Annotated in this window: 19 protein-coding genes and 1 tRNA gene; 12 read left to right on the top strand and 8 right to left on the bottom strand. The window is 40.6% G+C overall.

Going from position 1 to position 23,554, the window contains the following annotated elements; all coding sequences use genetic code 11:
* The first annotated feature begins 95 nt into the window (after positions 1-95).
* Both Q0E03_RS05595 and Q0E03_RS05590 read left to right on the top strand, forming a co-directional pair.
* On the top strand, positions 96-596 hold the full coding sequence (locus tag Q0E03_RS05595) for a hypothetical protein (RefSeq protein ID WP_297130211.1): 501 nt from the start codon (positions 96-98) through the stop codon (positions 594-596).
* Between the two features lie 11 nt (positions 597-607).
* The gene (locus Q0E03_RS05590; RefSeq protein WP_297130209.1) at positions 608-1,555 is read left to right on the top strand and encodes a glycoside hydrolase family 43 protein; all 948 of its coding nucleotides are present in this window, start codon (positions 608-610) and stop codon (positions 1,553-1,555) included.
* Here Q0E03_RS05590 and spoVAC read toward each other — a convergent pair.
* On the bottom strand, positions 1,552-1,995 hold the full coding sequence (gene spoVAC, locus Q0E03_RS05585) for a stage V sporulation protein AC (RefSeq protein ID WP_297130206.1): 444 nt from the start codon (positions 1,993-1,995) through the stop codon (positions 1,552-1,554). The genes Q0E03_RS05590 and spoVAC overlap by 4 nt on opposite strands.
* A gap of 129 nt (positions 1,996-2,124) precedes the next feature.
* Between spoVAC and Q0E03_RS05580 the strand changes: the two genes are divergently transcribed.
* From Q0E03_RS05580 to Q0E03_RS05565, 4 genes are read left to right on the top strand one after another with little or no spacing between them, the layout of a single operon-like run.
* Positions 2,125-2,874: an ABC transporter ATP-binding protein gene (locus tag Q0E03_RS05580; RefSeq protein WP_078768909.1), complete on the top strand. Its 750-nt coding sequence runs from the start codon at positions 2,125-2,127 to the stop codon at positions 2,872-2,874.
* Between the two features lie 56 nt (positions 2,875-2,930).
* Entirely contained in the window at positions 2,931-3,284 is a 354-nt protein-coding gene (spoVAE, locus tag Q0E03_RS05575; RefSeq protein WP_294836875.1) for a stage V sporulation protein AE, read from the top strand.
* A 23-nt stretch (positions 3,285-3,307) separates the two neighbouring features.
* Complete coding sequence (locus tag Q0E03_RS05570; RefSeq protein WP_297130204.1) at positions 3,308-3,835, top strand: FeoB small GTPase domain-containing protein; 528 nt, start codon at positions 3,308-3,310, stop codon at positions 3,833-3,835.
* A gap of 50 nt (positions 3,836-3,885) precedes the next feature.
* Positions 3,886-5,418: an MFS transporter gene (locus Q0E03_RS05565; protein WP_297130202.1), complete on the top strand. Its 1,533-nt coding sequence runs from the start codon at positions 3,886-3,888 to the stop codon at positions 5,416-5,418.
* Positions 5,419-5,551: 133 nt separating this feature from the next.
* Here the strand turns inward: Q0E03_RS05565 and Q0E03_RS05560 are convergent, their stop codons facing one another.
* From Q0E03_RS05560 to nuoE, 4 genes are all read right to left on the bottom strand, one after another.
* Positions 5,552-6,613, bottom strand: coding sequence for a dienelactone hydrolase family protein (locus Q0E03_RS05560; RefSeq protein WP_297130199.1), 1,062 nt, complete (start codon positions 6,611-6,613; stop codon positions 5,552-5,554).
* A gap of 102 nt (positions 6,614-6,715) precedes the next feature.
* Positions 6,716-8,917, bottom strand: a complete 2,202-nt coding sequence (locus tag Q0E03_RS05555; RefSeq protein WP_297130197.1) for an FAD-dependent oxidoreductase — start codon at positions 8,915-8,917, stop codon at positions 6,716-6,718.
* A 15-nt stretch (positions 8,918-8,932) separates the two neighbouring features.
* Positions 8,933-10,675, bottom strand: a complete 1,743-nt coding sequence (locus Q0E03_RS05550) for an NADH-quinone oxidoreductase subunit NuoF (protein WP_297130194.1) — start codon at positions 10,673-10,675, stop codon at positions 8,933-8,935.
* A complete protein-coding gene (nuoE, locus tag Q0E03_RS05545) occupies positions 10,672-11,145 on the bottom strand; it encodes an NADH-quinone oxidoreductase subunit NuoE (protein WP_297130191.1) in 474 nt (157 codons plus the stop codon). Before nuoE ends, Q0E03_RS05550 begins: the two co-directional genes overlap by 4 nt.
* A 292-nt stretch (positions 11,146-11,437) precedes the next feature.
* Between nuoE and fusA the strand changes: the two genes are divergently transcribed.
* Both fusA and Q0E03_RS05535 read left to right on the top strand, forming a co-directional pair.
* A complete protein-coding gene (gene fusA / locus Q0E03_RS05540) occupies positions 11,438-13,480 on the top strand; it encodes an elongation factor G (RefSeq protein ID WP_297130189.1) in 2,043 nt (680 codons plus the stop codon).
* Positions 13,481-13,490: 10 nt separating this feature from the next.
* Positions 13,491-14,087, top strand: coding sequence for an HdeD family acid-resistance protein (locus Q0E03_RS05535; RefSeq protein ID WP_297130186.1), 597 nt, complete (start codon positions 13,491-13,493; stop codon positions 14,085-14,087).
* 330 nt (positions 14,088-14,417) lie between these two features.
* Here the strand turns inward: Q0E03_RS05535 and Q0E03_RS05530 are convergent, their stop codons facing one another.
* From Q0E03_RS05530 to Q0E03_RS05520, 3 genes are read right to left on the bottom strand one after another with little or no spacing between them, the layout of a single operon-like run.
* A complete protein-coding gene (locus Q0E03_RS05530; protein WP_297130183.1) occupies positions 14,418-17,681 on the bottom strand; it encodes a glycoside hydrolase family 38 C-terminal domain-containing protein in 3,264 nt (1,087 codons plus the stop codon).
* 20 nt (positions 17,682-17,701) lie between these two features.
* Positions 17,702-17,923 (bottom strand): methylenetetrahydrofolate dehydrogenase, encoded by a 222-nt coding sequence (locus tag Q0E03_RS05525; RefSeq protein WP_078768881.1) that lies wholly within the window; start codon positions 17,921-17,923, stop codon positions 17,702-17,704.
* A gap of 45 nt (positions 17,924-17,968) precedes the next feature.
* On the bottom strand, positions 17,969-19,039 hold the full coding sequence (locus tag Q0E03_RS05520; RefSeq protein WP_297130179.1) for a glycerate kinase: 1,071 nt from the start codon (positions 19,037-19,039) through the stop codon (positions 17,969-17,971).
* Positions 19,040-19,488: 449 nt separating this feature from the next.
* Between Q0E03_RS05520 and Q0E03_RS05515 the strand changes: the two genes are divergently transcribed.
* From Q0E03_RS05515 to Q0E03_RS05500, 4 genes are all read left to right on the top strand, one after another.
* A tRNA-Met gene (locus Q0E03_RS05515) sits at positions 19,489-19,564 on the top strand.
* A gap of 276 nt (positions 19,565-19,840) precedes the next feature.
* Positions 19,841-20,071 carry a zinc ribbon domain-containing protein gene (locus Q0E03_RS05510; RefSeq protein WP_297130176.1) on the top strand — a complete coding sequence of 77 codons (231 nt, stop codon included), beginning with the start codon at positions 19,841-19,843 and terminating at the stop codon, positions 20,069-20,071.
* 12 nt (positions 20,072-20,083) lie between these two features.
* Positions 20,084-20,833, top strand: coding sequence for a M48 family metallopeptidase (locus Q0E03_RS05505; RefSeq protein WP_297130175.1), 750 nt, complete (start codon positions 20,084-20,086; stop codon positions 20,831-20,833).
* Positions 20,834-21,104: 271 nt separating this feature from the next.
* Complete coding sequence (locus tag Q0E03_RS05500; RefSeq protein WP_297130173.1) at positions 21,105-23,243, top strand: leucine-rich repeat protein; 2,139 nt, start codon at positions 21,105-21,107, stop codon at positions 23,241-23,243.
* Positions 23,244-23,554: the final 311 nt, after the last annotated feature.

Genomic DNA, 23,554 nt, shown 5'->3' with positions numbered 1-23,554 from the left:
GTCACCTGCTTTTTATTATATTATCATTTATTGTTGAAATTTTCAATTATATATTATATAATTTTATATTATACTGATTTTTTCGGAGGTTTGTTATGGACAGAGAGTTTTACACAATTTCGGTCTATGTTGACGAAAACGAAAACTTAATCGGCATCCCTTGCGGCGAAAGTGACAAGTACGGAATTGCTGATATTGATACTGTTTTGCTTCTCAAAGCACCTTATACCGATAAGGCACTTGAAAATTATATTGAAAAGGTAATCGATGCTTGCTATACAAAAAAGCATAACGACAGCGTTGACACTTCAACTATCGAGCGCTACACAAAGAAAAAAGGCTTTGCCAACGCTACCAAAGATTTCACTATGATTTCGATAGTAAAGACAAAGACAAATTATTCGCTCATGCCGACTTTCAACGATTTTGAAAGAGGTCCGCTTGCCATTGATGATGACGAGCACATTCTTCTTCCTAATTACAGAGAGGGCGAAATGGCGGAAGTTATCCGTGGCTTCATTGAAATTTATCTAAAGGCTAATATGTTCTATAAAGAAAAGGCGGAACTTGAGGCTGAAAAGAATAATAAAAATTAGAAGGTAAAATTATGCACTTATTAGAAGTTGACAGAGATAATTATATCGGTCAGGCAGACCCATTTATTTTGAAATCGCGCGGTAGATACTATATTTATACCACGGGGCATAAGGGAATTTATGCCTATTCATCGGATGAATTGACAAAGGGCTGGAAGTTTGAGGGAATGGTTCTCACAGACGGAAAGCACGATTCGTGGTGGGCACCGAGTGTTATAGAACTTGACGGTAAATTTTATATGTACAATTCTTTTGAAATCGAGGGATACACACCCGACAAGGGCGGTCACAGAGGTGCTATGCATGTTTCGGTTGCCGACAATCCGCTTGGTCCGTTCAAGGTTGTAAAGCAACTTATAGAGCCGTTTTCCATTGATTCTCACGTTGTTCAAAATGAAGCGGGACTTTGGATTTTTTATTCAACAAACACCTTTGAGGGCGACCGAATCGGCACATATATTGCGGTTGACAAACTCCTTGACCCTTTCACCGTTGAGGGCAAGCCTGTGCCTGTTGTTGTACCGACTCTTGACGAGGATATTTATTGCCGTGACAGATATAAAAAAGGTCAGCATTGGCATACTATTGAGGGTGCGTTCTATTTTAAAGAGGGTGACTGGCAGTATGTTATGTATTCGGGCAACTGCTTTGAACAGCCGACCTATTATATCGGCTACGCAAGAGCCAAAACAGACGAAACCGACCTTCGCAAAATTAAATTTGAAAAATATCCCGATGACCACACCTATTGTCCTGTGATGAAAGCAAACGATTTTGAGGAGGGTACGGGTCATCATTCTATGATTAAAGAAAACGGTCAATGGTATGCAATTTATCACGCAAGGGATTATGATGACGGCTTGGGAGCAGATGCTTTTGACGCACGCAATGCACGAATTTGCAAGCTGAATGTAAATGACGGCATCATAACCGCCGAGCAATACAAAGACCATATTTAATACAGCTTGAAAATGTAAATTATCAAACCGTATAAAAATGACGATGCCGTGCCGTAAACAATCACGGGTCCGGCAATGGAAAACATCTGTGCCGCAGTGCCGAGGATATACCCTTCGTGCCTGAACTCAAGCGCAGGCGACACAACGGAATTTGCAAAACCCGTAATCGGCACAATTGTTCCTGCTCCGGCATAGCGTGCGATTTTGTCAAACACGCCTATTCCTGTCAGAATTGCCGTTATTATTATGACGGTTGACGGAGTTGCAAGTTTAACTTCGTCTGCATTCAATCCGATTTTCTCATATAGTGTGTTAAGCAGTTGAGCGAATAGGCATATTCCTCCGCCGAACAAAAATGCTCTTATGCAGTTTTGCACAACAGGGGAATTCGGACTTGCTTTGTCTGTCATTTTTGAATAATCGCTGTTTGATATGCTCATGTTTACACCTCATTTTTTGTTTATGTATATAGCATTTGTAAATGCTGTGTGAATATTCGCAAAGTATTGTTGACTTTGTATATTAATAATTGTATAATTCGATTATACTAATCGTAAAGGAGTCACTTTATGGAACATCTTGTTGATGTAAGAAATGTATATAAAATTTATAATCCGGGTGAAAATCAGGTTAATGCGCTTGATGGCGTAAGCCTTACTATCGACCGTGGCGAATTTGTTGCAATTATCGGTCAGTCGGGTTCGGGTAAATCAACTTTTATGAATATGATTGGCTTGCTCGACACTCCGACAGAGGGCGAATATTATATCAACGGCAAGCTTGTTGACGACCTTACAGATGACGAAATGTCAGTTATTCGTAATGAGGAAATCGGCTTTATTTTCCAGGGATTCAACCTCATTCCGTCACTTACCGCACTTGAAAATGTTGAACTTCCTCTTGTTTACAGAGGTATGAAAAAGGACGAACGCAGGAAGATTTCTATCGCTGCACTTGAAAAAGTCGGTCTTGGTTCTCGTATGGATCACTTGCCAAAGGCTTTGTCAGGCGGTCAGCAACAGAGAGTTGCGGTTGCTCGTGCAATTGCCGCTGCACCTCCTGTTATTCTTGCCGATGAGCCGACCGGTAACCTCGACACTCGTTCAACAAAGGATGTAATGAAGATTTTGCACCAACTCAAGGACGAGGGCAGAACTGTTATTGTCATCACTCACGACAATGAGATTGCCATGGAGGCAGAACGAGTTGTTCGTATTCGTGACGGCAGAATCGTTGAGGACTACATCAATCCGGGATTTGAAGAAAAGTATGGCAGAAAAGCGAAGTACGACAATGCAAATCCTATTGACCTCGGCTAATCAAACAATGTAATAAAGTCACCTAAATCGGTTAAAATAGATTTAGGTGATTTTTTATGTTGTTTTTAAAAGCGTTTGTTGTCGGCGGATTAATATGCGTTGTCGGTCAGCTTCTGATTGATTTAACAAAACTCACTCCGGCAAAAATCCTTGTTTCGTTCGTGTGTTTGGGCGTTTTGCTCGGCGGAATCGGGATTTATGATAAATTGATTGATTTTGCGGGCGCAGGTGCAACGCTTCCGCTCACAGGATTTGGCTCTGCTCTTGCAAGCGGCACAAGGGATGCAATCAGAGAAAAAGGCTTTTTGGGCGTTGTGACAGGTCCATTGTGTGCCTCGGCAGGCGGTATAACGGTTGCACTTTTGTCGGCACTTGTTGTCAGCTTTGTAACAAAACCAAAGGATAAGTAATAGTATATCCTGTGGTGATATTTATGCTTAAAATCAAATCAATAAGTACAGTCGGTTTTGTCGGCGAATGTGAGAGCCTTGTGCACGAATTGACTTGTCCGCTCTCTCGAAAAAGAACAGGGGATAGGTTTTATTACAAATCGTCCCTATATCGTGTTGAAGCGCCCGATGATGCAAATGTCAGGGTAGTTGTTTTTTCAGCCGTGGATGTTTTTTGTTGCTTTAAAACTCTTGTTGACTTGGTCGATTTTCAAAAATGTGTTTTGTATCTGACCGATGTTAAAAAAGCAAGACGGATGGGTATAAAAATAGATAAAAAACGCCTCTCCTATGCTCTTGAATGTCCCGTGGTGTTTGCCACAAAATCTGCAAGAGGACTTAACCGTTTGCTCGATGCGGTACATATGGTTTCGCAAACACCGAATTTTATCACGGCATTTGAAAATCCGTCGGTCGCCAAAAAATCTGTAATAAGTTTTAAGCAAAGTAAATTGTCGTTTTTGGCAAGAAAAATATACGATTTGTTTTTTATTATAAAAATCTCTTGTTAATTTATGTATAATCTGTTATTATATATATATTATTTAAAAGGGGTGTAAAAATGAATTCAAAAGCTAAAACCTATACCAAAAAAGAGGCGGCAGGATATCTTGTCGGTATGTTTGGTCAAAATCTTATTTACAACATTGTTGCAACAGGTCTTTACTTCTATTTTCAGAATGTAATTTGTTTGCCGGCAATGGCTCTCGGTTGGATTATGACTATCGCCAGAATATGGGATGCCATAAACGACCCGATGATGGGTACAATTGTTGATAAAACCCATTCAAAATGGGGTAAATGCAGACCGTACCTTATTATTTTTCCTGCAATTATAGGTGTAATCACTATTTTAACATTTGTCAACGGCAACTATGCCGAAGCATCGTCAACCGCACAAAAAGTGCTTATTGTAGGCTGGGCGGCTGTATCTTACATTGCTTGGGGTATGTGCTTCACTGTTTGCGATATTCCTCTTTGGGGTATTACTTCTCTTATGACAGAGGACGAAAACGACCGTAGCAAGATTTTGGGTCTTGCCCGTATGGTTGCAGGCGTCGGCGGTATCGGCGTTCTTGTTGTTCAAGTTGCACAGGCTCTTGCAGGTGCGTTCAACGGCGATATGCAAAAGGCATTTATTGTAACTGTTGTTATTATGACTGTTGTTGCAACAATTCTTTTTGAGTTTGCTGGCCTCTTTACAAGAGAGCGTGTTGAAAAATCCGAAAAGAGTTATACCTTTAAGGAAAACTTCCAAATTATGTTCGGCAACAAACCATTCAGACAAATCCTTATTTCAGGTATCCTCAGAAGCCCGATTCAGCTTCTTATGATTGTTGCAATGACTCTTGTTACATATTATTATGCAAACGGTAACATCATGAACATCCTCAAGACAAATGAAGATGGTTCAATTGCAGGTATTGACTTCAAGATTCTTATCGGTCTCGGCAGCGTTGCAATCGGTCTTTTTGTAGGTCAGTTCGTTGCAATGGGCGTTACTCCGCTCATCATCAAGAAGATGGAAAAGAAAACTCTTTACAATATCTATTCAATCGCAGGTGCCGTTCCGTTTGCTCTTATCTTTGTATTCTTCAAAGTTTCGGGCGGCGACCTTACATCTACAGTTTGGTCAATCGTTATCGGTATTTGCATGCTTTTTGCAAGTGCGGCTTTCGGCGGTATCAATGTACTTCAGTCTGTTATGATTGCCGACTGCGTAGACTATGAGGAATATCACAACGGCGTTCGTACCGACGGTGTATTCTTCTCGGGTCAAAGCTTTATTACAAAGCTTGCAGCAGGTATTTCAACAATCATTTCATCTGCCGTATACGCTTTTGTAGGTTACAGCGGCGTTAATGTTGACAAGCTCAACAAGGCAATCGAAAACGGTGCAAACTTCATCACATATGACGGTGGTTCCGGTGTCGGCAAGTATGCCGAAGCAATGTTCTTCCTCATTTCAATCCCACCTGCAATTGGTATGTTCCTTTCTGCTTTGCCTACTCTTAAATATGCAATGACAGATAAAGAGCACGAGCATATTCTTGCAGAGCTTGTTGCAAAGAGAGGCAATAAGCCACAGGATTGAAAAGTGCTCAATGAAGAAGATGATGAGCAGGCACAAGAGCTTGAACAGAATCTTCTCAACATTGTTGACGAAATAAATAAACTCTAAAATAAAACGCTATCCAAAGGCACATACTGCCTAAGGATAGCGTTTTTTATGATTGTTGATTTAGGAGCCATTCGATCCAATTTTGCTTTTGTAAAAATGCACCTGCAAGTTTGTGTCCGTGCTTGTTCGGTCGTGTGTATTTTACATTTGCATTTTGTTCTTTGAGTTTTTGATAGAACTTGTCGTCGCTGTCAATTGATACCACACGGTCATCGGTTGAATGTGCCATCCAAATAGGAACTTTGGCAATACTTTTAAAATCTATTTCATCGATTGATTTAAAACCGTGGTATTCGCCCATAAGTTCTATTGCACCGGCTATCATATCGCTGTGATTTACAAGCATATTCCAAACAATTCCACCGCCGAACGAACAGCCGTATATGTAAATTCTGCTTGAATCTATTTCGCTTTGCAGTTCCTTGATTAAATCAAATACCGCTTCTGTATATATTTCTCTGACATATGATTCGTTAGTGCTATTATCTCTTACAAATTGCGGCACGAGAATATTGCAATCGGCTCTTAGAAGCTGTAAGGTTTTGCCGAGTGTAAAATGCTCAAAAAATTGTTTAAAGTTATCGTGACCGATTGTCCCCGCACCGCCAAAATAAATTATCAACGGCTGATTTTCTTTGTGAGCTTTTCTGAATCGGCACGGAATTACCGTGTTTGAGGTTTGGGCAATATAAATATATTTGTTATATTTTGCAAACCCGTTGCCTGTTTTGTGTATTTTGTCGGCATTGTATTTTTTGAAAATTCTTTGCCGATAATTTTCACTTTTTATCAAAAGATTTGTGAATTTATATGTGCTTTTAATATATTTTTCAAGCGTTATTGTACCTTTTGAATTCTCGATTTGTTCAAGTCCGCCGAGTGAAAGCCTGTACAGATATTCATCTTCACCAAGCACAATAATACAACTGTCTTTTTCTGTAAAATGCTTGCCGATTTCGGATTTTTCCAAAAATTCCGAAAAGTTGCTGTCGTCAAAACTCAGTTTGGTTATTTCTATTCCGTTTTTCTCTATGCGTTCAGTGATAAATGAAGTGACATTGTCTAAATCAATCGTCATCATTTCACTTATGCAATAATAGTATTTCATATGCTTTCCTCGTTAAAATTCTTAATTTAAGATTATCACAGAAATGGCTTTATTGCAATAAAAAAGTCGTGTCCCAATTGGAACACGACTTTAAAATTTGTATTACTTTCCGAGGTCGAAAAGTTGTTCTCTTGTGAGGTTTGCTGTTCGTGAGGTTTCGTCATCAGGAATTACACGGATAGTTTTGCCGTCATAAGCAGAAACCTTTACCTTTGCGGTCTTGCCGTCAATTGTAACCTCTTTTTCGCTGTATTCCTCTTTGAGCGGAACTTGCTTTGCAAGTGCTGATTTTTCTGTCAAAGCACCTGTCGGGCAAAGTTCAACGCAAAGTCCGCAGTTTGTACACTTCGTTTGGTCAAGCGGAAGATTAAACGCAGGAGCAACTTCTGTTTTGAAGCCTCTGCCCATAAGACCGATTGCGGAGATGTTCATAATCTCCTTGCAGCTTCTTACACATAATCCGCAAAGAATACATTTTGCGCTGTTGCGTTCAATGAATTCGTTTGAATTTGCTGTGTACTTCTGTGGCATTTCGCCCTTGAATCTTTCAGGGTTGATGTCGTATCTCTGTGCAACACTCAAAAGTTTACACTTGAAGTATTCCTTGCATCCGCATTCAAGACAACGGCTTGCTTCAGCCTTTGCTTCTTCCTCTGTGAAACCGAGGCTGACCTCGTCAAAATTGTTTCGTCTGTATTCAGGGTCAAGCACCTTTGGATTGGTTCTTGCACACTTTTCCTTTGCAGAGTAGTCAATGAGTTCTTCATCTCTTCTGCTGATGTATGGCACTCTTGTGTCGATTGCTTCGCCGTTCAAAAATGCGTCAACAGCCTCTGCGCATCTGTCTGCCTCGCCGATTGCCTCAATAGCGATTGATGCGCCTCTGTTTGTTGCGTCACCGATAGCAAACACTCCGTCAAGGTTTGTTTGGAATGTGTCTATATCAGCCTCAATGTTGCCTCTGTCTGTGAGTTTAAGTTCGCTCACATCCTCGCCGACGAGTTTTTGACCGATAGCCATAATAACGCTGTCAACAGCGATTTCTTCAGTCTTACCCTCAACAGGAACAGGCTTTCTTCTGCCCGATGCGTCAGGCTCGCCGAGTTCCATAATTTGAAGTGTAATGCTCTTTACCTTGCCGTTTTCACCGTTGAATGAAATAGGATTTGTGAGGAATTTGTACTGTACGCCCTCTTCCTCTGCCTCTCTGATTTCGAGGTCATCGGCAGGCATTTCGTTTCTTGTTCTTCTGTAAACGACATAAACATTTTTTGCACCAAGACGAACTGCTGTTCTGCAAGCGTCCATTGCCGTGTTACCGCCACCGCAGATAACAACATTGTCGCCGATTTCTTCAGGCTTGCCGAGAATTACGCTGCGGAGAAAATCAATACCGCCGTAAACACCGTCAAGTTCCTCGCCCGGAGTTCTCATTGAACTTGATTTCCAAGCGCCGACAGCAACGATAACAGCGTCGTTTTGCTCTTTAAGGCTTGCGATAGTGAAGTCTTTGCCGAGTTTAACATTGTTAATCATCTTAACGCCGAGCTTTTCAATAATCTCGATTTCGCTGTCAAGCACTTCTTTTGGAAGTCTGTATTGAGGAATACCATAGCGGAGCATACCGCCCATCTTTTCCATCATATCATAGATTGTTACATCGTGGCCTTTTATTGCAAGCTGATATGCAGCTGTAAGTCCTGCCGGACCACCACCGATGACAGCAATTTTTTTGCCTGTTGCCTCTGCTTTTTCAGGAATATATTTATCGCCGTTGAGGTCAAGGTCAGCGGCAAAAGCCTTTAATTGAGCAATGTTGATAGGTTCTTCAACATTCTTTCTTCTGCACGCACTTTCGCATGGGTGCGGACAAACTCTGCCGATTGAAGCAGGGAGTGAAACTTTGTTTTTGACAAGTTTCAATGCAGAATCATATTCGCCGTTTGCAATAAGACCTACATATCCCTGGCAGTCTGTTCTTGCAGGGCAGTTGAGTTGGCACGGAGCAACGCAGTCGCCGTCATGAGCAGACATAAGAAGCTCCATAGCGATTTTTCTTGATTGAACAACTCTGTCGCTTTCTGTATTGATTACCATTCCGTCTGTGCATTTTGCAGAGCAGGAACGCAAGAGTTTTGGAATACCCTCGGCTTCAACAACGCAAAGTCCGCACGCACCGTAAACCTTTACGGCTTCGTCATAGCAAAGAGTAGGAATGTAAATGCCGTTGTCTTTTGCGGCTTGGAGGATTGTTGTACCCTCCTCAACTTGAATGTTTTTTCCGTTAATAGTTAAGTTAAGCATTGTGTTTCCTCCCTCCTATGCCTTGATAATTGCACCGAATTTGCATGATGAATAGCATTTGCCGCACTTGATGCACTTTTCGGTATCTATTTTGTGAGGCTGTTTAACCGTTCCGCTGATTGCATCAACAGGGCAGTTTCTTGCACAAAGAGTACAACCTTTGCACTTGTCCTCAATAATTTTGTATTCGATAAGGTCACTGCATTCACCGGCAGGACACTTCTTTTCGTTGATGTGAGCTTCGTATTCGTTTCTGAAATACTTGATTGTTGTAAGTACAGGGTTTGGCGCAGTTTGACCCAATCCGCAAAGAGCACCGTCCTTGATTGAATGGCAAAGTTCTTCAAGAAGTTCAATGTCGCCGTCTTTGCCCTCACCCTTTGTGATGCGCTCAAGCATTTCAAGCATTCTCTTTGTGCCGATACGGCAATGAATACACTTGCCGCAGCTTTCTTTTGCGGTGAAGTCAAGGAAGAATTTAGCCATACCTACCATGCAGGTGCTTTCATCCATAACAACCATACCGCCCGAACCCATAATCGCACCTGTTGCACCGAGTGCCTTGTAGTCGATTACGGTGTCGATAAGTTCGGCAGGAATACAACCGCCCGAAGGACCGCCCATTTGTACGGCTTTGAATTCCTTGTCGCCTTTCATTCCGCCGCCGATGTCAAAAATAACATCACGCAAGGTCTTGCCCATAGGGATTTCAATAAGTCCCGATCTTTTAACCTTGCCTGTAACGGCGAATACTTTTGTACCCTTTGAATTCTCTGTGCCCATTGCGGCAAAAGCCTCACCGCCGTTGTTGATAATCCAAGACACATTTGCAAAGGTTTCAACATTGTTGATGTTTGACGGCTTGAGCCAATATCCTGCGGCAGCAGGGAACGGAGGCTTCAATCTCGGCATACCTCTGTGACCCTCAAGGGATTCAATAAGTGCTGTCTCTTCACCGCAAACAAATGCGCCTGCACCTGCCTTGATTGTGAAATCACAGCTGAAGCCTGAGTCAAAGATGTTTTCGCCGATTATGCCTTGCTCTTTTGCTTGCTCGATAGCACGGTTAAGTCGTTTGATTGCAAGCGGATATTCCGCTCTTACATAAACAACTGCGTGTTGTGCACCGATTGCATATGCACCGATGAGCATACCCTCAATGAGTGTGTGTGGGTCGGATTCAATAACGGCTCTGTCCATAAATGCACCAGGGTCACCCTCGTCAGCATTGCAGATAAGATATTTTACATCGCCCTCGCTCTGTCTTGCAGCATTCCACTTGAACCAAGTAGGAAATCCTGCACCGCCACGACCTGCAAGTCCCGATGTTTTGATGATGTCGATAACTTCCTCGGGAGAAAGCTCTGTAAGGCACTTTTTGAGTGCTGTGTAGCCGTCTGCCTCCAAGAAAGCAGAAATCTCGTCAGGGTTGATGATACCGCATCTTCTGAGAGCAATTCTTGTCTGCTTTGTCAAAAATTCGCTGTCCTCGTCCGACACGATGAGTTTTTCAATTTTGCTTGTATCGCCTGTTTTTGCATAGTCCGCAATATTCTCTGCATCATCAGGGGATACCTTTACAAGACGGGTGAGCTTTTCGCCTTCGTAAATGTCAACGATAGGTTCAAGATAGCACATACCGATACAACCGGTGATGCTAACCTCTGCACCGCCTAAATCATAATTAAGAAGGGCTTGACGCACCTTTTCTGCTCCTGCGGCAATTCCGCATGAGCCTTCACCGATAACAATTCTCATTGTGCAGCCTCCCTCAATTCCTTCAAGATTTTCTTTGTCTTATCAGGTGTAAGACTGCCGTATGTATTGTCGTTTATCATCATAACAGGTGAAAGCGAGCAACATCCGAGGCATGCAACACATTTGAGCGAGAACAAACCGTCCTCGGTGGTTTCGCCATCCTCAATGTGAAGTTCGTCCTTGATTGTTTGGAGTATCAACTCCGATGAATTAACATGGCATGCAGTGCCTTGGCAAAGCATAATGAGATACTTGCCGACAGGCTGAAATCTAAATTGAGTGTAGAATGTTCCGACACCCATAATTTCGCTTGTTGCAATGCCTGTTGATTCGGATATTTTTTCAATAGCTTCCTTTGGAAGATATCCGTAAATATCCTGTGTATGCTGCAAAATTGTAATCAAACTGCCCGGCACACTTGCGTATTTTTCAAGCACACCGTCAATTAATTCAAGATTAACAGTAGACATTTCTTTTCCTCCCAATAATTTAGTAATAAATATTATAATATATAATATACTATCATATAGTATAATACTACTTTGATTTTTTTTTGGCAAGCAATTATTCCATTTTCATTTATTTTCCACAAAAATATTCCCCATTGTTTCTTGCTGTTTGCTGTTGTTTTGTGTTATTTCTACAAAAAACTATCATTTATTTTATATAAACAATGGGCAGTATTTAACAAAAAGTATTGACATAAGTTCAAAAATACTGTACAATTTTAACAAATGATAAAATTTTAAAGGGGTGTGCTTTATGAGCATAGTTAAGAATGTGGCTGTTGTCGGCCACGCATCTAAAGGTAAAACTACTCTTGCAGAGGCAATGCTTAATGTGGCAGGCGTTACCGAAAGAATGGGCAAAATCGCAGACGGAAACACAGTGTCCGACAGCGATGCTGAAGAAAAGAAAAGAGGAGTTTCTATTTCTTCATCCGTTTTGCAGTTTACATATGATAATGCAAAGATTAATATTATTGACACTCCGGGCCTTTTTGATTTTGCATTAGGTCAGGCAGAGGGACTTCGTGCGGCAGACAGTGCAATTGTTGTTGTTTCTGCAAGGTCGGGCATCGCAGCAGGTGCGGAAAAAGCATTCAAGGATGCCGGCAAAAAGGGAATGGCTCGTATTATTGTTACATCAAAAATGGATGATGACAGAGCTGATTTCTACAAATCGTTCAACGGCTTAGTAGCAAAATTCGGCACAGCTATGTGTCCGGTTGTTGTTCCTGTTTTGAACGGAGGCAAGGTTGTCGGCTATTATAATATGATTGATGACACATCATATGTATATGATGGTGTTCATAGAAAAGTTGCTGATGTGGCTCACGATGACCAAGCTCGTTTTGACGCCATCAAAGAAGTATTTGCCGAAGCTGTTGCAGGCGCAGACGATGAACTTATGGAAAAATATTTTGAGGGCGAACCTCTCACAAAGGAAGATAAAATTAAGGGTCTTTCACAGGGCGTCGCAGACGGAACAGTTGTTCCTGTATTTGCACTTTCGGGTCTTTCGGGTGTCGGCGTTGATATGCTTCTTGATTTCATCAAGGATTGCTGTCCTGCACCAAAGGCTGAATATGCTATTGATTCAAACGGTGAACCTGTTGAAATTACTGTTGATGAAAATGCACCTCTTGCGGCAGTTTGCTTCAAGACAGTTGCCGACCCGTTCATCGGCAAGCTCAACTATTTCAAGGTTGTTGCAGGAAAGATTGTTCAAGGCTCAACTGTTGTGAATTCTCGCACAGGCAAGGAAGAAAGAGTGGGCAAGGTTGTCACTCTCCTTGGCACAAGGCAAACAGATGCAAAGGAAATTCCTGCCGGCGAAATCGGTGCTGTTGTAAAACTTGATGGCTTCAAGACAGGCGACACAATGTGTGCATCATCAAAGGTTGTAACACTCGACGGTGTTGCAATTCCAACCCCTTGTTATTCAATGGCTATTAATGCAACGAAGAAGGGCGAGGAAGAAAAGATTGCAAATGCTATTGCAAAAATGATTGAGGAAGACCCTTCAATCGCATATAAGGTAAATAACGAAACAAGACAAACTGTGCTTTCAGGTTTGGGCGAACAACATTTGGATGTATGCTTGTCAAAATTGGGAGCAAAATATAATGTAACGGCAACACTTTCACAGCCAAAGGTTGCCTACAGAGAAACTATTACTCGCAAGGTTTCTGCACAGGGCAGACATAAGAAGCAATCGGGCGGTCACGGTCAGTTCGGTGATGTATTCATTGAATTTGAACCGTATGATACAGAAAAACTTGAATTTGCAGAAAGAGTTGTAGGCGGTTCTGTTCCTAAAAACTTCTTCCCGGCTGTTGAAAAAGGACTTCAGGAGTCTATGGAAAAGGGCGTTCTTGCAGGATATCCTATGGTTGGCGTTAAGGCAACTCTTTATGACGGCTCATACCATCCTGTTGACTCGTCAGAAATGGCATTCAAGATGGCAGCTTCACTTGCGTTCAAGGCAGGTATTGCAGATGCTTCTCCTGTTCTTCTTGAACCGATTGTAACTCTCAACGCACTTTGCAATGATGAAGCTATGGGCGACATTATCGGAGATATCAACAAACGTCGTGGCAGAGTTTTGGGTATGAATCCTACAGGTGACGGTATGCAGGAAATTCTTGCCGAGGTTCCTGAATCGGAAATGACTACTTTTGCAACCTCAATGCGCCAAATCACACAGGGCAGAGGCTCATTTACCACAGCTTTTGCAAGATATGAAAAGTGCCCTGAACATATTGCACAAAAGGTAATTGCAGAGGCTGCTCAAGAAAACTAACGGTGATTTTATGTTGGACTTTTTAAAAGAACTAAAACGATTTTCAATAGCCACAATAATTGTTTCGGCGATTATGGGCGTGCTGTTCATTGCCTTTCCGAGCAAATGTATTCAGTATATTTCGCTTGTTGTGGGCGTTTCACTGATTGTAACGGGCATAATTTCTGTTGTGTCATACATCATTGAGAGGGATACAAAACTCCCGCTTGTGCTCGGCACGATTTCGTTGATAAGCGGTATAATTGTGTGTGCAAAGTATCGGGCAATCATTTCGATAATCGTTGTGATTTTGGGAATATTCATTCTCACTTCGGGCATTGTCGATATGGCAACCTCAATCCGTTCAATTATGCTTTTCAGAAAATCGGGATGGTTCACAATGCTGTTGTCGGTGATTACGATTGTTTTCGGAATTGTCGCAATAACAAAGTCGGCACAGCTGACAGACGGCATTGTTCGATTTATCGGTGCGGCACTTATTGTGTATGCGGTGCTTGATTTGGTGACTTATATTCAGGTCAACTCAAAGGTCAAGCAGGTCAAAAATGCAGTCGATTCAATCTCCGATATCGAGGTTGAAGCCACCGAACAACAGAATGACGATTAAACAAAAAAACACGCTGTGGATTTGGGGCACACTGCATAAGGAAGTAATTGGTTTAAGCTTTCTGAGTTTTGCCCATTGCACTATTAAAAAATCCCGTTAATACGCAAGTATTAACGGGATTTTGTTAATGCACACTGAACAAAATCAGTTTGCTTAAACTGCTTTGCACTCAAAAATCAAAGGAACAGATGAAAGATAAGGCATAATTTACAGGGCAGGCTTGCCGCCTTCACTGTAAATTTAACGCAGTATTTCGCTGTTTATTTGATTTTTTGAGCATTTATTCTTTATGTAGTGTGCCCCTTCTCCATAGCGTGTTTTTTTATTCTCTTACCATTCACTCTTGGTGTAAGAACGGATGATGTTTGTTATGATGTTATCTCGTTTGAATCCTTTGCCCTTGCCGCCTTTGACTTGGTCTTGAATTTTTCCTGCTCTGATTGTGATGAAATCAGCTTTGTCAATTATTTTGTCAATCGGCGGAATTTCTCCAAAACTGTATTTTTCGTCAGCTTCGTCAATCAGCTTTGTGGCAATCTTGGTGTTTGAGAATTTCTTTATTCCCGTCATTGCAAGGATAACAACCTTGTTGTTTTCAGGCATTGTGACGGTCTTGCAACCTCTAACATCAATTTCGTAAAGATAGAAATATGCCTTGCCGTTTGCAATGTTGCCTTCCGGATGATGCGTATGGGTGAATTCCATAGCAATCGGCTGATGTGTTATTTTTGCAGTCTGTCCAAGTCCTGCCATATCCCATTTCCCAACAGGTTCACTCATCGGATAAATCGTCATATGGCGCTCCTTGTTGTCCGCCATAATAACCATATCCTGCTCGCCGAACACAGAACCGGCAATCATATATAACTTTGTAATGCCTTTCGGGAGCTCGATTTCCTGCTCTCTCGGAATGTAAATATTCTTGCTCATATCCACATTCGGCATTTTGAATGTAATGCCGTGAACCGTGAGGTTGTTCGGAATAAGTTCGTTTGGCAAGCTCATACCACTGCCTTGCATAATGCAGTTAACCTTGTAGTCATCGGCAGTAATGCCGGTAGAATTATATTCGAGGTCGAGTTTTTTGTAATTCTCTTTCGCCTTGTTTCTTTCGTTTGCAAGCTTCAATTTGAATGTCTTAACCTCAAACGGCTTTAGGTCAAATACCAAAGCACCGTCTTTGATTTCGGCATCTTTAATGTATTCTTCGCTTGCGTAGGCTTCGCAGGCTTCCGTGATGTCGCAATAGAATTTGATTCCTGCACCCTTGTGTTCCTTGCCGATTCCCTCGTTGATTCTCACAACAATGCTGTCGTCATCAATTGCCTGCTTAACGGCTCTGACAATGACGCTGTCCGAAGTTGTGCTCATAAGACTGAAACTGTCGCCGAGTGCACCTTCTCGTCTTGACGATGTGGAAAATGCAACCATTTTCTGATTGAAACATTGTGCCTCAATTTGCGTTGCAGAGCCGATTTCACCCTTGTGGCTGAAAATGCCGAAAGAGAATTTGTTTCTGCCAATGTCCTGCAAATCCTGACGAGCATCTTTTGTGAAAGCACCGGCAGGAGTGTGGATACAGGTCAGTCGCAAGGTGTAATCGTTCGGTTTGTCCCATCCGTATTTGCAGTCGGAGAAAATGCTCACGCCGTATCTGCCGAAACGGTCGGTAATGTCTGCCCATTTCTGTGCAGGCACTTCGTATAAATTATCTGTATTGTTGCCTCGCTTGATGTAACCCAAGCCGAGGTCGTAGCTTGCTTCTTCGTTTGAACAGGTAACAGGGAACTGTGCCTTGAGAAGTGTTCTTCTGCATTGCCAGTCAATGTTGTTGTCAACACGGATTGTGTCTGCATATGCGTCAATGCTGACAATCTGCTCAATTTTGCTGTATTCAGCCTCTCGTGTAACCTTGATTGCAATTCTCGCAGGTCCGTTTTCAATCAGTTCAAAGGTAGGCGTGTTGGCATAGCAATACGGCTCTGCGTCAATGTCCTCTTTTCTCATTTCCCACGATGGATAATTAAGTTCGCCAACATCGTGCAAAAGTGCCAATTTGATAGGCGAGGTGAGAAGTTGAATCTTTAACTTTTTGTCAACAATAGAACCGATGTCACCGTTCTTGTTGAACATAAGTTTGTATTTGTCGTTTTCAAGCACGTGTTCGGTAGCTTTGAGGTCGGTTGTGAGCCTGCACTTTTCATCAGAACCTTGTGCGTCATAAACTTTGTAGCCCACGCTGCCGATATTTGCAAGGAAAACAATGTCAAATTCCTTGCCTGTTTTCTTTATAACTTGGCTCGGAATTTCCTTGCCGTTTTTGTCAAACACCTTGACATATTTTGCGTTTCTGCTCAGCTTGATATGTGCCTCAACAGCGCTTTTACGCTTGGTTGCAACCGGATTGTTGACGATTATCGCACATTCCTTGCACCAAGATGTGTCAAGCTCGTTTGCAATCGCACCGACAGCACCCTCGTATTCTGTTTGAAATTGGTTGAGCGAAACAAAGTAATCGTTCCAGCTGTCGTTGTATTGAAGCATTGTTGATGTGCCCGGCAAATCATCGTGGAATTGATGCTGAATAACACGCTTCCAAGCCTTGTCTATAATGCTCTTTGGATATTTGTATGATGTCAAAAGACTTGCCGTAACAGCCGATTTTTCACAGTTGTCCGCAAGAACTTCGTTTTGTGCGTTGAGCCTTTTGCTCATACATCTTGATGTGTAACCGCCTGCACCGTGACTGCGCATAACAAGTTCATTGTTCCATATCGGCAAGCCGTCTTTTTTGCTTTGAGTCAACTTGTCCATCTCAACAAAGATTTCATCAGACGAAGCAGAATAAACGCTTGTGCCGTTATTCTCCTTGTTCGCTTCAACGCTGTTGTTGACCGCCTTTGCGCTTTCGTCATCGGGTGCACCGCCCCAATCGCCTGTGCCGTAGTAGTTCATTGTCCACGGCAAATCGTGGTTTATGCCGTTTTGTGCAAGCTTGTTGATGACTTGCAAATCACCTCGTACATCATCGCTGAACTTGTATCTGTAAGAAAGTGGATTGAGTGAAGCAAAGATTTTGTCACCATTGACGCCTTGCCAAACGCCGATGTCAAACGGCAATTTGTATGCACCGCCCCATCCTAATTTTTGAGAAGAAACACCGAGCAAATTTGAATGCCTTGCCACGCTTGGAAGTGCATAGCCAAAGCCGAAGCAATCAGGCAAAAATACATCCTTTGATGTTTTGCCGAATTTTTCCTTAAAGTAGTGGTTGCCATAGAGGAAATTGCGGAAAAGTGCTTCCGGTGAAGGAATGTTAACATCTCCGTTTTCGTATGCAGAACCGCTGACGCACCATCTGTCCTCGGCAATGTATTCTTTGATTTTTTCAAACGCCTCGGGATAGTATTCCTCAATCAGCTCATATCGAAAACTACCCTCAAAGTTAAAACGGTAGTGAGGATATTTTTCTATAAGTTCAAAGTTTTTTTCAAATGTGTCCGGTATAAATTCTTCAATGGTCTTTGGCAGCTCCCATCTCCACACGGTGTCAAGATGAGCTGTCGCAACTGCAAAAATCTTGTTTTCAGCCATGATGTGTCTCGATTCGTTAATTACTGTACTTCGATGATTTCGTATTCAAAATCGTATTCTTCCTGCAAAGCCTTAACTTTTGCTTCGTTGTCCTCGATGAAAGACGGAGTGCGAACGCTCTTGCCGTCAACAGAGTAGTCCTTTACGATTTGGTTGAGCTTTTCCCAAGCCTCAGCCTCAAGCGGATAGTTGTCAGGGAATTTGATTTGGAATTCTCTGTGCTTTGGAATTATTACTTTCATAGTTATTCTCCTTAAATATCTTAATTTAGTTATAATATTATATAATTATTTCAGTATGATTTCAAGATTATTTTCTACTTTTTTGGCAAGCACTTCGGCAGGGTGTGCGAGTGCCTCATCAAGCGTGGTGTTTTCGTCAACAAGGGTGAGCAATAAGTCGCCGATTTTCACATTGTCCGCACTTCCGCTGATAACAACACATTTCTTGCTGTGCTTTTTACATAATTCGCTGATTTTGTACGGCAATTTTCCCATCAGGGTTTGCTCATCGGTTTTGCCCTCACCGCTTATCACAATGTCAGCGTTTGCGATTTTTTCTTCAAGGTTGCTGTATTCGCTCAAAATGTCAAATCCCGATTTGATTTCTCCGCCGAAAATAGAATATAAACCGCCACAGATTCCGCCGGCAGCGCCTGCACCCTTGACCTTGCTTACATCGGTTTTGAAAAATGCGTTGAGCCTTTGAAGTCCTGCGTCAAGTTCTTCAACATCGGTTTTTCGTGCGCCTTTTTGCGGAGCAAAAACATATGCCGCTCCGTTTTTGCCGTAAAATTCATTTTCAACATCACACGCAAATGTAAAGTTAATGTCTTTTACTTTATCCTTCGTGCTTATGCCAAAGATATAATTCATATCATTGCTTTTCGGCATTTTCATAATGTTTTGATTTTCGTCATATAGCTTGACTCCAAGTGCGGAAAGTGCACCGATACCGCCGTCACAACAACCTGTTCCGCCAAGTCCGAGGATGATGTTGTTGTAGCCGTTTTTAACTGCAAAACGGATGAGTTCGCCTGTTCCGTAGCTTGTGCTTTGCATCACATTTTTGCGTTTTTGCAGTCCGCTTGCCACAGCACATTCAACCACAGCGTTTTTGCCAAAAACGGTTATGTATCCGTCAATTTCCTTGCCGTAAACATCGTGACATTTTGTGTAAAGCTTTTTGCCATTACAAATGCTTTCTATAGCGTCAGAAAAGCCTTCGCCGCCGTCTGCAAATGGCAAGGCGATAACTTTACAGTCTGATGATTTTTCAATCACGGATTTAATTGTTTCGGCAACTTCAACAGAGGTTAAAGTGCCTTTGTATGAATCGGGAACAATCAAAATATTCATATTCATTACCTCGGAAATATTGTATGATATTATTCTATCATAATTTACAGGCTTTGTAAATTATCCATAATCTGCAAAATGTGTTGTTTTTTGTAAGAAATTACATATTTTTATTTTGTTTTTGGTCAAATTTACGGAATTGAAAAATTTTTCTAAAATTTCTTGACAATAAAAAATCATTGATGTAGTATATATGTAACCACTATTAGTGGTCGGCGTGATGGTAATAGCGCCTTGTGTTGTGTCTTTCAGCAACTTCACAACACACGAAATTGTTTTTATTAAACAGCGAAGATGGGTAGTTTAAGAGGACACTTAGGCTACCCGTTCTTTGTTTTTTATGCACTTTTTTATTCTTTTTCAAAAAGTGCAAAAAACCTCTTGACATTCGTAGATTATCTGCTATAATATTAATACGCATTGAGGCAATGCAGTGCACAACTAAATATCGCGGGGTAGAGCAGTTGGTAGCTCGTCGGGCTCATAACCCGGAGGTCGCAAGTTCGAGTCTTGTCCCCGCAACCACCATAGGACACTAAAAATGATACAATTTTTAGTGTCCTACTTTTTTGCCTAAAACCTTGTAAATAAAGGCTTTTCAGCGTTTGTTGATGTTTTGTCTTATCAACAAACACTGTTTTTATATTAGCTTTTAGAGTATAATTAACTAATTTTTACACTCCGTGAAAATTTAATGTTCTATGTGAAAATATACAGATATCTTATATTTATTTCTTGAAAAAAGCTATTTAATACTTTATAATAGAACTATTAGTTGATTTTATAGATGGAGGAGTTATAATGGCACTTTTTTCAAAAGAAAATTTAGAAAACATTAAACAAGGAGCTATAAATACTGTTAAGAAAAGTAAACAGAATTGCCCAGCTTGCAATTCCGAAATTTCAAATGATTCAAACTTTTGTCCCAATTGTGGTTTCAAATTGAATGAATCAAATGATGAAAATGGCGAAAAAGACAATGATGAAAAGAAAAAAGATGAATTTTATAATACACCTTACATACATGAATAGGATAGAAAAGCTATGAAAGCATTAAAAGCTATTCCTGGATTTGCTACGATAATGAAAAATTTCATTAAAGTATTTAATGAAAAGGAATATAGAATTCTTAATCTTTCGAGTAATATAAGAATTGATGAAAATCAAATGCCCGAAATATATAATATGTTACCTCCGATTTGTGAAAAACTAGGTATTGATATTCCTGAAATATATCTTGAACTTGATGTTGTGCCAAATGCTTATACTTATGGAGATACAAAACCGTTTATTGTTATTACATCTGGATTGTTAGAAACTATGCCTATGGAATTATTACCGACTGTTATTGCTCATGAGTGTGGTCATATTGCTTGTCATCATACTTTATATACAACTATCGCTAATTTACTTATTAGTGGTGCTAATTCTGTAGCAAGTTATTTTGGATTAGGAGGAGTATTATCACTCCCTTTGCAAGTTGCTTTGTATCATTGGGAGAGATGTAGTGAATTATCTGCGGATAGAGCAGCGGCATTGTATGATGGAACAGACAAAAACATAATTGAAATGTGCATGCGTTTTGCAGGATATGATAAAGATCTAAATCTTACTGCAAGTAAAGATTTATTTATGAAACAAGCAGATGATTATTTAGAAATGATAAATTCATCAAAATGGGATAAAACATTAGAATTTTTAGTATTAGTTAATCAAACTCATCCATTTAATGCTGTTAGAGCAAATGAATGTAAAAAATGGGTTGAAAGCGAAGATTTTAAATCATTAAGTTAAATAAAATATGTAATAATTACATCTTATATTGGAAAATTCAGCTAATTAAAACTCACACAAAAAGTAATATACAAGTGGTCACATTTTCAAGTGCAGGGTCACATTTTTGGACAGGTGGTCACATTGTATCAAATATGCTGTACAAAGACACAAAATGAAGCCACCCAATTTGGGTGGCTTTCCTTTTGTGCTTTACTCATCAAATCTGTTGACTTGATTTGCATTGTTTGCTAATATGTAAAAAATTATAATTCTAATTTAGGAGGGTATTATGAAAAAGTTTATCAGCGTATTTATTTCATTTGCTATGGTTTTATCCATTGTGTTTGGCTTTAGTTTTTCAGCAAGTGCGAGTGTGTCGAACGGCAAGTGCGGTGCGGATGTGACATATTCATTTGATAAAACAAACGGTGTGCTCACTTTTTCTGGTTCGGGCGAAATAAACGACTATTCTTATAGTAACAACAGTCCTTTTTATAAAAATGCGGATATAAAAACTGTTAAAATAGGCACGGGCATAACAACAATCGGTAACGAGTTGTTCAGCGGTTGCAGTAGCTTAACAGAGGTAGCTATCCCCGATAGCGTAACACGAATCGGTAAAAGTGCTTTTAAAGGTTGTTCAAGTTTATCGAGCGTTGATATTCCAAACAGCGTGACAACTTTGGGCGATTATATATTCGAAAATTGCAAGGGTTTGTTGAACATAACAATTCCTGACAGAGTGACGAGTATCGGCGTAAGAGCGTTTGATAACTGCTCGATGTTGAAAAGTGCTGTAATCGGCAGTAGTGTAACAAGCATCGGCAGTTATGCGTTTTACAACTGTGTGAATTTGGCAGATGTTACAATGGGCGACAATGTAACACAAATCGGGAATTACTCTTTCGGATATTGCAAAGTATTAAAGAACATTGAGTTGCCTAACAGTCTGAATACCATTGGAAAATCTGCGTTTTCCGAATGTAAATCTTTGATAAGTATTTCGTTACCGAATACCGTTACTTCGCTTGGGGAAAATGCTTTTTATAATTGTAATGCGTTAACAAGCGCTACCCTTTCCGATAGTTTGACGAGCATTGAACCGACAACTTTTGCTTCTTGTGTCAATTTGACAAATGTAGTCGTTCCAAAAAGTGTTACAAATATTGAAAATTATGCGTTTACCTATTGCACAAGATTGGTTAGCGTAACAATTCCAAAAGGTATCAAGACTATCGGTAAAAATGCGTTTGCAAATTGCAAGTCGCTAAAAGATTTGTATTATTTGGGCAACGAAAAGCAGTGGAATGATAATGTTTCAAATGATTTCAAAACTTGGGTTTCGACAAATAATATTACACTTCATTTCTCAGTTGATACAGATGCGCTGGATTATTTGAAAACAATGATTTCAGAGTATGCAAGGAACGATTATTCAGATGATACCTATACTGCATTGTTGAATAAGCTTGAAAGTTTCCCTGATGATTTGTCAAACCTCACCCAACAAGAAGTTGATTCACTCACAACAAGTTTGTTGGAAAGTATGTATGACTTGAAACCGTATCTCAATTTGAGCATAACCGCACCGAACGGAACATTTACCGTTGAATATGATAACAATTCAAATGTTCAAAGCAAAACCTCTGTCTTATCAGGCACAACAGTAACTTTGACAGCTGTTCCGAATGACGGCTACAAGTTCGTTGGTTGGTATGATACTGTAAACAATTTGTATTTTAGCAAGGACAGCAAGTATACTTTCAAAATCGTTGCAAACACGGATTTAAAGGCTGTTTTTGTTAAGAATAATTCTGCAACACTCACTTTCACAACATACACAAATTGGGTGAAATCGACTGTAACAAAGACGGTTGATGAATGGCAGAGTGTGACATCAATCGCAGAGCTTGTTCCCGAAGTGCCGTACAGATATGGATATATCAACGGCAGATGGGTGTTCGATGAAGCGGAAGTTCTTGCAAAATTGCAAGCCGGTGAAGATGTTTCTATTGTTGCAGAATACGACAAGGACGGAATAGAACTTCCGACTCCTCCTGTTGCCGAAAAAGGTGTTCTGACACTTGAATTGCATTATAATTATGATGATAACAAACAAACAGGCTCGTTTATAATGGGCGTGGGAATTCCGGAAAACTGCAATGTGGAATCGTTGGGAATTTTGTTTTATTATAAAAATGCAGAAGGTTTTGATCCGACAAACTTCACCTTGTTTATCAACAATAAAATGATGGCAGCCAAGTTTAATGTTGGCGAATCAAATGGAATTTGCATTGCAAATATGCGTAATTTTTCATCAACTTATAATTGGGCTGCAAGAGGCTATATTTCATATTACGATGCTGAAAACAACCTCGTAACGGTATATTCAAATCAAATCAACATTGTTAACAGACAGCAGGTATAAAAATATTTGAGGCTGTTGAGAAAGCTTCTGAATTTCGTTTTCTTGCGAAGGAAGATGTACGATGGTACCTCGACTGAGCAAAAAACGAAAAACGCCAAAAATGCTGTAGGTTCGATACCTACGGCATTTTTAAAACCCCACCGTCAACACTTCGTGTTGCTACCTCCCCTTGCTTCAAGTGGAGGCAAATGAGTTATCTTTTGGCGTGGTTCAGGAGCTTTATCGACAGTCTGAGGCAGTTAGGATTTTCTAACTGCCTGTTATTGTTTTAATAATTCAGATTTTTAATTTTGTATATTTATATAGTAATC

It is taken from the genome of uncultured Eubacterium sp. (assembly GCF_934525195.1).
Classification (GTDB): domain Bacteria; phylum Bacillota; class Clostridia; order Oscillospirales; family Acutalibacteraceae; genus Eubacterium_R.
The sequence above is the reverse complement of the archived record's forward strand: the minus strand, read 5'-3'. Positions and strand labels throughout refer to the sequence as shown.

Bases quoted from the DNA above. Each gene is read 5' to 3' on its own strand.
- Q0E03_RS05595 (WP_297130211.1), top strand. From the start codon at position 96: ATGGACAGAGAGTTTTACACAATTTCGGTCTATGTTGACGAAAACGAA.
- Q0E03_RS05590 (WP_297130209.1), top strand. From the start codon at position 608: ATGCACTTATTAGAAGTTGACAGAGATAATTATATCGGTCAGGCAGAC.
- spoVAC (WP_297130206.1), bottom strand. From the start codon at position 1,995: ATGAGCATATCAAACAGCGATTATTCAAAAATGACAGACAAAGCAAGT.
- Q0E03_RS05580 (WP_078768909.1), top strand. From the start codon at position 2,125: ATGGAACATCTTGTTGATGTAAGAAATGTATATAAAATTTATAATCCG.
- spoVAE (WP_294836875.1), top strand. From the start codon at position 2,931: ATGTTGTTTTTAAAAGCGTTTGTTGTCGGCGGATTAATATGCGTTGTC.
- Q0E03_RS05570 (WP_297130204.1), top strand. From the start codon at position 3,308: ATGCTTAAAATCAAATCAATAAGTACAGTCGGTTTTGTCGGCGAATGT.
- Q0E03_RS05565 (WP_297130202.1), top strand. From the start codon at position 3,886: ATGAATTCAAAAGCTAAAACCTATACCAAAAAAGAGGCGGCAGGATAT.
- Q0E03_RS05560 (WP_297130199.1), bottom strand. From the start codon at position 6,613: ATGAAATACTATTATTGCATAAGTGAAATGATGACGATTGATTTAGAC.
- Q0E03_RS05555 (WP_297130197.1), bottom strand. From the start codon at position 8,917: ATGCTTAACTTAACTATTAACGGAAAAAACATTCAAGTTGAGGAGGGT.
- Q0E03_RS05550 (WP_297130194.1), bottom strand. From the start codon at position 10,675: ATGAGAATTGTTATCGGTGAAGGCTCATGCGGAATTGCCGCAGGAGCA.
- nuoE (WP_297130191.1), bottom strand. From the start codon at position 11,145: ATGTCTACTGTTAATCTTGAATTAATTGACGGTGTGCTTGAAAAATAC.
- fusA (WP_297130189.1), top strand. From the start codon at position 11,438: ATGAGCATAGTTAAGAATGTGGCTGTTGTCGGCCACGCATCTAAAGGT.
- Q0E03_RS05535 (WP_297130186.1), top strand. From the start codon at position 13,491: ATGTTGGACTTTTTAAAAGAACTAAAACGATTTTCAATAGCCACAATA.
- Q0E03_RS05530 (WP_297130183.1), bottom strand. From the start codon at position 17,681: ATGGCTGAAAACAAGATTTTTGCAGTTGCGACAGCTCATCTTGACACC.
- Q0E03_RS05525 (WP_078768881.1), bottom strand. From the start codon at position 17,923: ATGAAAGTAATAATTCCAAAGCACAGAGAATTCCAAATCAAATTCCCT.
- Q0E03_RS05520 (WP_297130179.1), bottom strand. From the start codon at position 19,039: ATGAATATTTTGATTGTTCCCGATTCATACAAAGGCACTTTAACCTCT.
- Q0E03_RS05510 (WP_297130176.1), top strand. From the start codon at position 19,841: ATGGCACTTTTTTCAAAAGAAAATTTAGAAAACATTAAACAAGGAGCT.
- Q0E03_RS05505 (WP_297130175.1), top strand. From the start codon at position 20,084: ATGAAAGCATTAAAAGCTATTCCTGGATTTGCTACGATAATGAAAAAT.
- Q0E03_RS05500 (WP_297130173.1), top strand. From the start codon at position 21,105: ATGAAAAAGTTTATCAGCGTATTTATTTCATTTGCTATGGTTTTATCC.